Origin of the sequence: Arcobacter roscoffensis, from assembly GCF_024267655.1 — a bacterium.
In the GTDB taxonomy this organism is placed as follows: domain Bacteria; phylum Campylobacterota; class Campylobacteria; order Campylobacterales; family Arcobacteraceae; genus Arcobacter_B; species Arcobacter_B roscoffensis.
In genome coordinates, this window is the sequence record NZ_CP100595.1 from 2,959,317 (window position 1) to 2,972,839 (window position 13,523).

Here is a 13,523-nt window from a genome sequence, read left to right on the forward strand (position 1 = left end):
ACAAATATTAAGGATTATTTAAATGTATAAAATTGTAGTAGCCAATCAATGTGGTTGCTTTAAAAGAAGTGATTTACAAAATAATTTAACTTTTCCATCGAAAGATGACGCTCTTTTAAAAGCAATTGAAATGAAAAATCATATGAATGATAAATTCTGTCAAAAACATGAATTTGAAGTTCAAGAGATGTACAATAACTTTGTAATCTCATTTTACAGCGATGCTAGAGATAATTGCTGTGGTAATGGATGTTGTTCGTAAGAACAACATCTATATCTTAGGAACTAAAATAAAAAGCCTTCCTTTCTCTTTCATAAGTCCTGCTAACTCTTCAGCACTATTACCATAGCCAAAGAAAAAATCAGCCCTAACTTCACCTTTTATAGCACCACCTGTATCAGCAGCAACTACTAATCTATTTATAGGCTCTTTTGTTTTTGGATTTTTTGTTTGTATAAAAACTGGCATTCCTAAAGGAATATGTCTTCTATCAACTGCTATATTTCTTTTTGCTAAAAGTGGTACTCCTAAACTTCCTGTTGCCGTTTTATCTTTTTTTGTAAAAAATATATAGCTTGGATTCGAGTTTAAAATCTCATCTGTTTTCTTGGGGTTATTTTCTAAAAACTCTTTTATTGATTGAAGTGAGACATTTTTCTTTTCTAAATAACCTTTATCAATTAGTGTTTTACCAATAGCCACATATTTTCTTCCATTTTGATTTGCATAACCAATATTTAAAATTTCACCATTTTCCAATTGAACTCTTCCAGAACCTTGAATATGTAAAAAGAATAAATCAACCTTATTATCTACATATACTATAGGCTCTAAATCCTTTCTTTTTTCAATATACTCTCTTGTGTCATAAGGATATAAAAGTCCATCTTTTACTTTTGCTTTATACTTAAACCTTTTAAAGTTTTGATACTTTTGCTTATCTCTTAGATTTACTAAATCTTTTGGTGTTTTATAAATTGGGTATTTAAATCTAGAAGTTTTTTCTAAACTCCCATAAAGCAAGGGCTCATAATATCCTGTAATTAATCCTAAATCACCCTTATTTGAAACTAATACTCTTGGAGTAAAATACTTTGTAAAAAACTCTTCTCCATTTTCATATAATAAAGAGTTTTCACATACATTTTTAAATATCTCTTTTTTTGAAGCATTAATACAAGCTTTTTTAAAAACAACTAAAGCTTCATCTAAATCATCATCAAAAAAACCATGCATATAATCATAAGTTGATTGTTTTAAAGTAGTAGTTACTTCTTCCTGCTTTGAAGAACACCCTGTAAATATAAAAATAAAAGCTGTGAGTAATACAATATATTTCATAATATACCTATAATTTTTATTTGTTTTCAATTCTAACATTTTTGTGTTTTTATTTTATTTACTTTTATAAAAACAAGCCATAAAAACCAAAAAAGAATAGTTATACCAATGGCAGCTATTAGTGCTGGCATTGGGTTATCAAGATTACTAATTGAACCTGCATAAGTTATCACACTTAAATAAGGAATTGTTCCTATACTCCAAGCTATAAAAAACTTTTTAAAAGACATTTTACAAGTTCCTGCTAAACAAGAAGAGATTTCAGGAAGTAAAGGAACTGCTCTTGATAATACAATCACTAAAACCCCATGCTTATTAAACAACTCTTTCATTTCTAGTTTTTGTGTTTCATTTGATGAAAGTTTATCTAAAACTTTTTCACCATATTTCTTTGATAAAAAATATCCCGTAAAAGAAGCACAAAAAAGACCAATAAAAGTATAAAATACAGCAAGTTCAAAACCTATAAAATATCCTGCTAAAATAATCACAGTCATAGTAGGAACTGCTATAAATAAATCAATAAATAAAAGCAAGACAATTAGTGAGCCTAAAATATAAGAGGGTTGGGATTTTAAATTTGCAAAGATTTCTTTTATATCTTCAACAGTCAATAGTCCACTAAACTTTATAATAAGCAACATACTTGTGAAAATAACAAATAGAATTAGTACTGATTTAATTAATAATTTCATTTTATAATCTTTATTTTTTGTGATTATAAACATAAAAGGTTAATGGTTTGTAATAAAAGCTTCTAAGCTTGAGAATAAACCTCTTTTAAACCACACTCTTTACATCTATACTCTATATCATTTACGCCAGAGCATCCTCCGCTTTTAAGCATTCTAGCACTAATTGCTTCCGATTTGAATGTAGTTTTTGTATTTTCATCATAAAAAGTCTTTGTACTTGCTTTGCAATCTGGGCAAATACCTTGTCTTAGTTTATCAACACGAGAGTGTTTATTTTTGAAGTATAATAAAACTGAGAATATTACTATTAAAAAAACTAATAGTAAAAAAATTAAAGTTTGCATGAAGTAGAGATTACTCTACTTCAGCATCGATAACATCGTCATCGTCTTTTTTAGCTTTTTGGTTTGGTTGTGCACCTTGTGCTCCACCAGCTTGTTGCTCTTTAGCATACATAGCTTCTGCTAATTTGTGAGATTTTTCAGTTAATGCTTTAACTTTCTCTTCAATTTGCTCTTTTGTTGCATTTTCATCTTTTAGAACTTCTTCTAATTCAGCCGCTGCATCAATAATAGCTTTTTTCTCTTCTTCAGAAACTGCACTTTCGTTCTCTTCTAAAGTTTTCTTAGTTGAGTGAAGTAAAGCATCAGCTTGGTTTCTAATTTCAATTACTTCTTTTCTTTTTTCATCAGCTTCTTTGTTTGACTCAGCTTCATTTACCATTTTTTCGATTTCTTCATCAGATAATCCAGATGAACCAGAAATAGTAATCTTATTTTCTTTTCCAGTACCCTTATCTTTAGCAGATACATTTAAAACACCATTTGCATCAATATCAAATGTTACTTCAATTTGAGGAACACCTCTTGGAGCTGCTGGGATATCAGATAATTCAAACATACCTAAAGATTTGTTATCTTTAGCAAATTCTCTTTCACCTTGACCAACGTGAATTGATACAGCTGGTTGGTTATCTTCTGCTGTAGAGAATACTTGAGATTTTTTAACAGGAATTGTTGTACCTTTCTCAATTAACTTAGTCATAACTCCACCTAAAGTTTCAATACCTAATGATAAAGGAGTAACGTCTAATAATAATACGTCTTTTACATCACCTTTTAATACACCAGCTTGAACAGCAGCACCAGCAGCTACAACTTCATCAGGGTTAACGCCTTTATTTAAATCTTTTCCAAAGTAGTTTTTAACAACTTCATTTGCTTTTGGTAATCTAGTAGAACCACCAACCATGATTACTTCTTCGATTTCATTTGTATCTAATCCAGCATCATCAAGTGCTACTTTAATATGATCTAAAGTCTCGTTAATTAAGTGCTCAGTCATAGATTCAAACTTAGCTCTTGTTAAAGATTTAACTAAGTGAACTGGTCCTGCGTTACCCATAGAGATAAATGGTAAGTTAATTTCTGTTGAATCAGCAGAAGATAACTCTTTTTTAGCATTTTCAGCAGCATCTTTTAATCTTTGTAATGCCATTTTGTCATTTTTAATATCAAAACCATTTTCAGATTCGAACTCTTTTGCTAACCAATCAATAATTGCATTATCAAAGTCATCTCCACCTAGGAATGCATTACCATCAGTAGATAATACTTCAAATGTACCATCACCAATTTCTAATACAGTAACGTCAAAAGTACCACCACCTAAATCGTATACTAATACTTTTTCTTCACCTTTTTTATCTAAACCATATGCTAATGAAGCAGCTGTTGGCTCATTGATAATTCTTAATACATTTAAACCAGCAATAGTACCAGCTTCTTGAGTTGCTTTTCTTTGTGCATCATTGAAGTATGCAGGAACAGTAATAACTGCATCAGTTACAGTTGAACCTAAGTACTCTTCAGCATCAGTTTTTAATTTTCCTAAAATTTTTGCAGAAATTTCTTGAGGAGTATATACTTTATCAGCAATCTCAACAGCAGCAGCACCGCTTCTATCAACGATTTTGTATCCTACTTTTGATTGTGCTTCTTTAGCATTTTCTTCATCCATCATAAGACCCATAATTCTTTTAATAGAATAAATAGTCTTTTCAGGATTTGTAATAGCTTGTCTTTTTGCTGGATCACCAACTAAAACCTCACCTTTATCAGTGAATGCTACGATTGAAGGAGTAGTATTTTTACCTTCTTTATTAGGGATTACTTTAGCTTCTCCACCTTCGTAAACTGCCATACAAGAATTTGTTGTACCTAAGTCAATTCCAATTACTTTGCTCATTTTTTTTCCTTATCAATTTTTTATTTTTATTTTCAAATATACATTTTAAAATCTATTAGTTTTATGACATTACGGTCAAACTATCCAAAAAAACTATAAAAGTTCTATTTTGAGGATAGTTCAAGGCGGGCAAAAAATTTAAGGGAGGAGCTTACTTGTAGTAAGTGAGTCTCTTAAATTTTGCAGACCAACGCCGAAATATTCCAAAAGAGGACTTTTATCTATTTCTTACAGATACTTACCATTGCTGGTCTAAGAAGTCTTTCTTTTAACTTATAACCTTTTTGAAGCTGTGCAACAATTTGTCCATCTTCATGATCTGGGCTATCTATTTGCATTACTGCATCGTGGAAGTTTGGATCAAACTCTCCATCTGTATCTACTGTTGAAATATCATGCTTTTCAAATGCTGTATAGAAGTTTTTGATTGTTAGCTCGACACCTTCTTTTAGCTTTCCAAGTAACTCATCGGGTGCTAAATCTTTAGAAGCTTCTTCAGCTGCTAAAGCCATTTCTAAAGTATCAATTGGAGCTAATAAATCTTTTGCAAACTTTTCACTTGCATAATCAATAGCTGCGTATTTTTCTCTCTCTAATCTTTTTTTGATATTTTCAAAATCTGCATGTACTCTTAAGTACTTATCTTCAGACTCTTTTAATTTAGCTTCTAATTGAGCTATTTTTTCTTCAGGGCTTAACTCTTTTTCTTCACATGACTCTTCACAAGTCTCTTGAGTTTCTTGTTCAGCAACTTCTTCGTTTAAAACTTCGTCTTTTTTTTCTTCACTCAATTCTTTCTCCTATTATTAAAAGCTTCTAATTTTTTCATAAAAGAACTCATAATCTTTTGCAAGTTCTCCAATTACTAACATTTTTACATCATTTCCTTCGATGCTACATCTATGACATATTCCCATATAATCTTGAGGTAAAAGATTTTCAAAATAAAGTCCTTCTTCTACTTTATTTAAAATCTCACCTTTTAAAAAACTATCAATTGTTATTTCATCAAAGTTATAACTTAATGCTAAGTTTAAAAACTCTTTGTAATTGAAAACCTCAAAGTTAGAGTTTTGCAATGTATAAATTATTGCATTATATACTTCATATGCGCCTACATCTTTTGAGATCTTTAATATATCTTTCAATGATAAACTTATCATATCAGTTAAAAACCTATAAAGAGCATTAGAATATTTTACATTTATTGCAAATGAAGTAAACTCTAATATCATATATTTATCTTCAACATTTATTATGTTTTGCAGTAAATCAGAGTCCTCTTTTTTTAAGAATACTGTAACTCCTACTTGAGATGCGTAATATTGTAAAGCTTTTAAGTTAATATCATTTAGTTTGAAATTTAACTTCCCTTTCCAATATTGTTTTAAAGCCTCAATAGTTGGTGTTCTACCACTACTGATATGCTCTTGCGCTAAAAAACCTTCATCTCCTAACTTTTTAAAGTAGCCTCTAATTGTTGCGGGAGAATAAGTAATATCATACATTGATTTTAGCTGTGTAGAACCAATTGGTTCTAAATGCTCAATATATGCTCTTATAATAGACTGTAATAAAAACTCTTTTTTATCAATCATATCTCTTTACCATTTTTGATTTTTAGCACTCGTTCTCTCAAACTGCTAAAGAATTATAACTTATTGAGTGCATCTTTGTCAAGTGGTATTTAAAATAATTTTAGAAATTTATAGAAAATATTCAAGTGTGACAATTTTGTATAAATTTTAAAATAGGACACTTTTTATACACAATTGTGAGAATTTTTAAGAAAAGTTTCAATTTTTATATGATAGATTTATGATTAATTGTAACTTATATGCAATTTTTATGTAATTAAACGAAATTGATAGTACTTGTATATTTTATTATATGTGATATAATTATTCAGTGTACTTAACATACATTTAATTTACATAAAAAATCAAAGGAGAAAAAATGAAAAAGATTGCTACAGCTGCTTTATTAGGAGCACTTACTATTCCAGCATTTGCTGCTGAATTTATTACTATTGGTACAGGTGGTGTTACAGGAACTTATTATCCAACAGGTGGTGCTGTTTGTAGATTAGTTAATAAATACAAAAAAGAGACTAAAATCAGATGTTCTGTTGAATCAACTGGTGGTTCTGTTTATAATATTAACACTATTAAAAATGGTGAGTTAGATTTCGGTATTGCTCAATCAGATGTTGTTTACCAAGCTTCTCAAGGTACAAAAAAGTTTGATGGAAAGCCTGTTAAAAAGTTAAGATCAGTTATGGCTATTTACCCTGAACTATTTACATTAGTAACAAGAAAAGATGCTAATATCAATGGTATCATGGATGTAAAAGGTAAAAGAATCAACTTAGGAAACCCAGGATCTGGTAATGAAGCTACAGCTTTAGCATTATTTAAAGCAGTAGGAATCAAAAAAGATGATTTAGCATTTGCAGGTGCTTTAAAAGCTGCTGAGATGCCAGATGCATTAAGAGATAACAAAATTGATGGTTACTTCTACATGGTAGGACACCCAACTGCGAATATTAAAGATGCTTCAAACTCTGTTGATGTAAAAATCACTCCATTAGTAGGTGATAAAGTTGATGCACTAGTTAAAGCAAACCCTTATTTCGCACAAGCAGATGTTCCAGGTGGAATTTATAAAGGTAATGCAGAAGGTACTCCAACATTTGGTGTAAAAGCTGTATTAGTTTCTAGTACTGATGTAAGTGATAAAGCAGTATATACTGTAGTTAAAGCTATCTTAGAAAACTTCGATGCATTTAAAAAACTACACCCAGCATACGCTAATATTACTAAAGAGTCTTTATTAGACGGTCTTTCTGCTCCAATGCATGAAGGTGCTAAAAAATACTTCAAAGAAGCAGGAATTTTAAAATAATTGTTTCTTTCTTAAGAGCTAAAGCTCTTAGAAACTCCACATTTAGATAAGCACTTAGTGCTTATCTAAAAATCTCACACAAAGGATTTACTATGGCTATTTATGAAGAAAAGCCTCATAAACTTAGTGAATTAGAAGAAGAACAAGCTAATGAAACTGAAGCTGTTGTTAATGAACTTGAAGGTCAAAGAGTTTTCGGAAGAGAACATTATGAGTTTTGGCTGATTTCATCAATTGCATTAGCTTGGTCTTTATTTCAGCTTTATATTGTATTAGAACCTGTTAATTCAACTATTACAAGATCTGTTCACCTAAGTTTTGCTATGGTTTTAGCTTTTTTAATCTACCCAATGTTTAAAAAAGATTATTTTTTAAGAAAAATTAGATGGTTTGGTTATATGTTCGCAACACTTGGTCTTATAAGTGCCGGATATATTGCCTTCATGTATGAAGAACTTGCTTTAAGACCAGGTGATTATACAGCAGTTGATATATTTGTTGCTTTATTTGCAATTGTTATTTTAATTGAAGCAGGTAGAAGAGTTTTAGGTTTTGCCCTAAGTTTAATCGCAATTATTTTTATTGCATATGATTTACTTGGACCTTATATGCCTGAACTTATTATTCACAAAGGTGCAAGTTTAAATAAATTAGCTGGACATATGTACTTAACAACTGAAGGTATTTTTGGTGTTCCTCTTGGAGTATCTGCTGGATTTGTATTCTTGTTTGTACTATTTGGTTCACTTTTAGATAAAGCAGGAGCTGGTGAATATTTTATTAACTTAGCCTTTGCGATGCTTGGAAAATATAGAGGTGGTCCAGCAAAAGCTTCTGTTGTTGCATCTGGATTTACAGGTATTATGAGTGGCTCATCTATTGCAAATACAGTAACAACTGGTACATTTACAATTCCATTAATGAAAAAAACTGGATTTAGACCAGAACAAGCAGGAGCTGTTGAAGTTGCTTCCTCTACAAATGGTCAATTAATGCCTCCTGTTATGGGTGCTGCTGCATTTATTATTGCAGAGTTCTTAGGTATGGCGTATACTGATGTAATTTTTGCTGCGTTTATTCCTGCATTTGTTTCATACTTTGCCTTATTTTATATTGTTCACTTAGAAGCCTTAAAATTAGGTCTTAAAGGAATGCATGATGAGGATTTACCTCCAAAATGGAAAACATTTGTTCAAGGTATTCACTATTTAGTTCCTATTTTCTTCTTACTGTATACACTAATGGTATTAAGAGAATCAGCTGCAAGTGCTGCATTTAATGCAATTATGTTACTAATGATTCTAATGGTTGTTCAACATCCATTAAAAGCTGTTATCACAAAACAAAAACTAACAAGAGATATTTGGTTATCTGGATTTGTAGATATTTTAGCAGGTATGATTAGTGGTGCTAAAAATATGGTTCCTATTGCAATTGCTACAGCACTAGCTGGTATTGTAGTTGGAAGTATCACTTTAACAGGACTTGGTCAAGTACTATTAGAAGTTATTGAGACATTATCAGGTGGAAACATCTTCTTAATTCTTATTTTAGCAGCTGTTATCTCACTTATTTTAGGTATGGGATTACCTACAACTGCTAACTATATTGTAATGGCATCATTAACAGCACCAGTTATTTTAATATTAGCTCAAGATAATGGATTCTTAATTCCAGCAATTGCAGCTCATTTATTTGTGTTCTACTTTGGTATTTTAGCAGATGACACCCCACCGGTTGGTCTGGCCGCCTACGCAGCAGCAGGTATTGCAAAATCAGATCCAATTAAAACAGGTATTCAAGGGTTTAAATATGACATTAGAACGGCTATTTTACCGTTTATGTTCTTCTTTAACCCAGAATTACTTTTAATTAGTGGAGTAGATGAGTTAAATCCTTCAAACCCTGCTGGTTGGATATGGATTACAAACCCAGTTGATATTATAGTAATATTCTCAACAGCATTAATTGGTATGTTAGCATTCTCGTGTTTCTCACAAGGGTACTTTATTACAAAAGCAAATGTAATTGAGAGATTTATCTTCTTAAGTATAGTTCCATTTATGTTCTTACCTAAGATAGTTGAATCATTCTTAAATTTACCAACACACTATATCTCTTACGCTATAGGTATTGGAATTTTTGCTATGCTTTTTGTTCTACAAAAAGCGAAAGATAAAGCTTCTAAAGTTTCTGTTCACGAATCAGAACTTTAAAACTTATAAATAAAAAAAGGGGAAAGAGTTAAACTCTTTCCCCTTTTTAATACGAAAATAAATAAAACCTATTTGATAAATGGCTTTTCTATGATATATCCGTAACCCTTATGAGATATAACAAAGTCATCTTCAATAATTTTGTCTTTTAATCTTTTCATTACTGTTCTAAATGCTGAATCATTTGTATCGATATCTCCCCAAACTTGTTCTTTGAAAGTTTCAACTGATACAACTTCACCTAGGTTCTTAATTAATACACCTAAAATATCAGACTCTTTTTTAGAAAGTTTAACTATATTTTCTTGATTATACAGTTTGTCATTTGCAAGATTATATGTATATGTTTTATTTAATTCAATTAAATCGCTATTTTTAGTACTATCTTTTTTATCTTCAAGTACTTCTTTTTTAGCTTTTTGAAGCATTTCCATCATATTATCAATATTTAATGGTTTTACAAAATAACCTAAAACTCTAAGATTAATTAATTTTAGTAAGTCCTCTTCATTTTTATGGGCACTTACTATAATAAACCTTTGTTCTGGTGCAATTTTTAGAATCTCTTCAATCATATCCATACCATTTTTATTTGGCATTTTAAGATCAGTTAGAACTAAATCAAACTCTTTATTATTTTGTAGATTCTCTTTAATAATAGAGTAACCTTCATCTCCATCATTTGCAACAACTACTTCATCAAATATAGTATTTAGATAAAAAGCAAGAGTTTTTCTTGCTACATCTTCATCTTCTACTAATAATACTCTTGTTTTATACTCACTCATATTTCTTCTTTCAAACTTCCCTAATATTATAAATAACTAGTATTATAGCAAAATTTTTATTAAGCTGATAGTTTTATTATAAACTCAACTCCATCATCTTTATTGAATGCTTCAATTTTACCTTTCATATTCTTTTCAACAATTATTTTTGCCATATATAAACCTATTCCAGTACCTTGGTTTTCAAACTTTGTCGTAAAATATGGTTCAAACATTCTATCTAATACTTCTTTTTTCACCTTACCACAGTTATTAGAAATAGAAATAATAAGATCTTCATTTTTTTTAATATTAATTAGAACTTTTGGGTTAAATTTTTCTTCTTTCTTTTTTATAATTGCAGCATCAACTGCATTATTTAAAATATTTACAATCACTTGCTCAAACTCATTTTCATAGTTTTCAATTTCTACCTTATCACCAAGTATTTCTAAATCAACACTATTTTGTTCAAAAGAAGTAGCTACGATTTTTGAACTTTGAACTAAGGATTGTTTTATATCAAATATTTTTTTATCTTTTGTTGGTTGATAAAAATTTCTAAAATCGTCAATAGTTTGACTCATATAATCAATTTGAAGCTTAGCACTAGCAACTGATTCATGTAAGTCTTCTTTTGTAAAGTTTTTAAAATTATCTCTAATAAAGTGAATCAGAAGGTTGATATTATTTAAAGGCTGTCTCCATTGATGAGCAATATTACCAAGCATTTCACCCATAGAAGCCATTTTATTTTGCTGTATTAGCATTCTATCTTTTTCTATATTTTTTTCAACTTCTTCTTTTACTCTAATTTTTAAATCTTCTTCATTCATTTTAATTTTTGTAATATCATTTAAGTAACCATATAAAGAAGTAACTTGTCCATAATCATCTTTTACTAAAATAGTTCTATTATAAACCCATTTAATATTTTTTTGTTTATCAATTACTCTGTGAATACTTGTAAATGAAGACTCATCATTATTAATAGCTTTACTAATTCTATTTTGAAGTTTTAAGACATCTTTTTCATATACAAAAGAGAAGAAGGCACTATTTGTATCAATAAACTCTAAAGGAGAGTATCCATAGGTCTCAATACTTTTTGATACAAATTTAACTGTTAAATCTTCATTGTTTTGCCATCTAAAAATTACAATTCGCCCAAACTCTGTTAGAAGTTCTACATCCCTTAGCTCTTTAGTTAAATTCATTCTGTCATCAATATCCATTGACATCATAAGCATTCTGCTTTCATTCTCATCAATGAAAGCTTTTCCTCTAACTAAAACCCACTTGTAGTCACCTCTTTTATCTCTTAATCTATACTCACATATAAAGTGTTCACTATGACCTTCCACATGTTCACTAAATTTCTTTAAGACTTCTGGTTTATCATCTTCATGAACTAAGGTAAGCCATTCTTTGAAGTTTTGAATTTCATCTCTTTTATAGCCAAACATATTAAGCCATTTATTTGAAAAGAAGATTTTATTTGTTTTAAGATTTACATCCCAAAGCCCATCATTTGAAGCAATAATAGCAAGTTCATATCTATCTTTCCATTTAGTTAATAAAAGATTTTTTCTCTCTAATCTTTTGTTATATCTATTAAAAATAGTATTTATAAACCTACCGAAGATATTTGCTGTTGTAATAAGTAAAATTGCTATAAAAAGAATCAAGAAAATGCCTATTAACATTCTATGTTCTTGGTCAAGTTTTATCTCTTTTTTTCTTTTTTCTATGTAATTATTTTTAACTATGACCTTATAATTATATTTAGGAAAGGTGTACACAAAATTATTGTTATCGAGTAAATCAAATCTATTTATATCTTTTACTAAGATTTTTTTATTTTCACCATTATAATTATAAACAACCTTCTCATTTATATCATAAAAGACAAAATGTGCTTTTTCTTCTAACTTACTTGAATTAGATAGTGAAGTTAATATAGCTTGTTTCGTAAGTGCTTTTAAGTCATCAACCTTTGAATAAACCCCAAGCATTAAGCCATTTGAATCAATAAAATTAAAATAAGAGAGTCTTACTTCTCTTTTTTGACTATCTATCCAATATGTCATATTATCATTACTATTATATTGAATATTTCTAAGCATAAAATGATTGAATTTTTCTGATACTATCTTTGAATTTGTTTGTTTTCTTAAATACTCTAAAATCTTATGTCCATGTAAAACATCATATCTTATTGCATCAAAAAGAATAAACTCAACATTTTGAGTCTGTTCTAAATTATAGATATAGTTTTCTAAAATTTCATAGTCAATAGCTTTATTACTTAAAAGAAAAGACCTTGTATAACCTTTTACTTCATAGACATATTTTATAAGATTGTTTTCTTGGGAGTCAATCTTTTCACTTCTTTTAATATTTATAAGACTTATATATTCACTTAAAATATTTTGATTATAAAAATTTTCTCTTTGTTCTAAAAGTTTTACTTTATTTATTTCTTGATATTTATAAAAAAAGAAGACTACAAAAGATGAAAATACTGCAAGAATTATTACAAAAAGCAAAGGAGTATAAACTATTTGGTTTTTAATATCCGAGAGTGTATAAAACTTCTTTTTTTTAAAAACCATAAATTATCCTTCCTAGTATTTTATTTTTGCCAAATATAAGCCATTAGGCAAGGCTGGTACTTTATATATATGCTTTTTTAGATTTAACTGCTCAATTAAATCCTCTTTTGTAAGTTTTTTTCTTGAAATTTGTAATAAAAATCCTACCATAAGTCTTATTTGTGAACGTAAATAAGAGCTTGCTTCAAACCTAAAAACATAAACTCCCTTATGTTTATAGAAAGAGGCTTTAAAAACTTTTCTTACTGTAATATCTTTGTCACTTCCAATCTTATGAAAATATTTAAAGTCATGTTCACCTATAAACTCTTTTATTGCATCATTTATAAGGTCTTCATTTATATTTTCTTCATAAATTATAAACTTATCATTAAAAGGATTTGTAGGTTTTGCACTTACTAAATATCTATATACCCTTCTTTTTGCATGAAACCTAGAGTGAAAATCATCATCAACTTTCATAAGAGCATTTACTTTAATTGAACCTGGCAATTGTCTATTTAAAACCTCTTTTAATTTACAAAGATTACTCCAAAACAAAGGAATTTGACAATTAAAAACTTGACCCGTTGCATGAACTTCTTTATCAGTTCTTCCGCTTAAAATTATTTTTGTATCTATATTTATTCTTTTAAATGCCTTTAAAAGTTCATCCTCAACAGTTCCACCACCTGGTTGACGTTGAGAGCCTTTATAAATTGAACCATCATAAGAAATAGTAAATTTTACATTCATCT

12 protein-coding genes are annotated in these 13,523 nt (G+C 29.1%); 3 read left to right on the forward strand and 9 right to left on the reverse strand.

Annotated features, from left to right (window positions below; all coding sequences use genetic code 11):
* The first annotated feature begins 130 nt into the window (after positions 1–130).
* On the forward strand, positions 131–262 hold the full coding sequence (locus tag NJU99_RS14945; RefSeq protein WP_283256431.1) for a hypothetical protein: 132 nt from the start codon (positions 131–133) through the stop codon (positions 260–262).
* A 9-nt stretch (positions 263–271) separates the two neighbouring features.
* On the opposite strand, the gene mltA is transcribed toward NJU99_RS14945, so the two are convergent.
* From mltA to NJU99_RS13985, 6 genes are all read right to left on the reverse strand, one after another.
* On the reverse strand, positions 272–1,342 hold the full coding sequence (gene mltA, locus NJU99_RS13960) for a murein transglycosylase A (protein ID WP_254576517.1): 1,071 nt from the start codon (positions 1,340–1,342) through the stop codon (positions 272–274).
* A gap of 32 nt (positions 1,343–1,374) precedes the next feature.
* Entirely contained in the window at positions 1,375–2,037 is a 663-nt protein-coding gene (locus NJU99_RS13965) for a TVP38/TMEM64 family protein (protein ID WP_254576518.1), read from the reverse strand.
* 62 nt (positions 2,038–2,099) lie between these two features.
* Positions 2,100–2,381, reverse strand: a complete 282-nt coding sequence (locus NJU99_RS13970; RefSeq protein WP_254576519.1) for a hypothetical protein — start codon at positions 2,379–2,381, stop codon at positions 2,100–2,102.
* A 10-nt stretch (positions 2,382–2,391) separates the two neighbouring features.
* On the reverse strand, positions 2,392–4,284 hold the full coding sequence (gene dnaK, locus NJU99_RS13975; protein WP_254576520.1) for a molecular chaperone DnaK: 1,893 nt from the start codon (positions 4,282–4,284) through the stop codon (positions 2,392–2,394).
* Positions 4,285–4,505: 221 nt separating this feature from the next.
* Positions 4,506–5,075 carry a nucleotide exchange factor GrpE gene (grpE, locus tag NJU99_RS13980; RefSeq protein ID WP_254576521.1) on the reverse strand — a complete coding sequence of 190 codons (570 nt, stop codon included), beginning with the start codon at positions 5,073–5,075 and terminating at the stop codon, positions 4,506–4,508.
* Positions 5,076–5,090: 15 nt separating this feature from the next.
* Positions 5,091–5,882: a heat-shock protein gene (locus NJU99_RS13985; RefSeq protein WP_254576522.1), complete on the reverse strand. Its 792-nt coding sequence runs from the start codon at positions 5,880–5,882 to the stop codon at positions 5,091–5,093.
* A 358-nt stretch (positions 5,883–6,240) separates the two neighbouring features.
* On the opposite strand from NJU99_RS13985, the gene NJU99_RS13990 reads away from it, so the two are divergent.
* Complete coding sequence (locus NJU99_RS13990) at positions 6,241–7,188, forward strand: TAXI family TRAP transporter solute-binding subunit (protein ID WP_254576523.1); 948 nt, start codon at positions 6,241–6,243, stop codon at positions 7,186–7,188.
* 92 nt (positions 7,189–7,280) lie between these two features.
* Positions 7,281–9,404: a TRAP transporter permease gene (locus NJU99_RS13995; protein WP_254576524.1), complete on the forward strand. Its 2,124-nt coding sequence runs from the start codon at positions 7,281–7,283 to the stop codon at positions 9,402–9,404.
* Positions 9,405–9,472: 68 nt separating this feature from the next.
* On the opposite strand, the gene NJU99_RS14000 is transcribed toward NJU99_RS13995, so the two are convergent.
* Genes NJU99_RS14000 through truA form a run of 3 tightly spaced genes read right to left on the reverse strand, consistent with a single transcriptional unit; the run spans position 9,473 to position 13,521 of the window.
* On the reverse strand, positions 9,473–10,192 hold the full coding sequence (locus tag NJU99_RS14000) for a response regulator transcription factor (RefSeq protein ID WP_254576525.1): 720 nt from the start codon (positions 10,190–10,192) through the stop codon (positions 9,473–9,475).
* 59 nt (positions 10,193–10,251) lie between these two features.
* Positions 10,252–12,786, reverse strand: a complete 2,535-nt coding sequence (locus tag NJU99_RS14005) for a PAS domain-containing sensor histidine kinase (RefSeq protein WP_254576526.1) — start codon at positions 12,784–12,786, stop codon at positions 10,252–10,254.
* Positions 12,787–12,798: 12 nt separating this feature from the next.
* Positions 12,799–13,521, reverse strand: a complete 723-nt coding sequence (gene truA / locus NJU99_RS14010) for a tRNA pseudouridine(38-40) synthase TruA (protein WP_254576527.1) — start codon at positions 13,519–13,521, stop codon at positions 12,799–12,801.
* Positions 13,522–13,523: the final 2 nt, after the last annotated feature.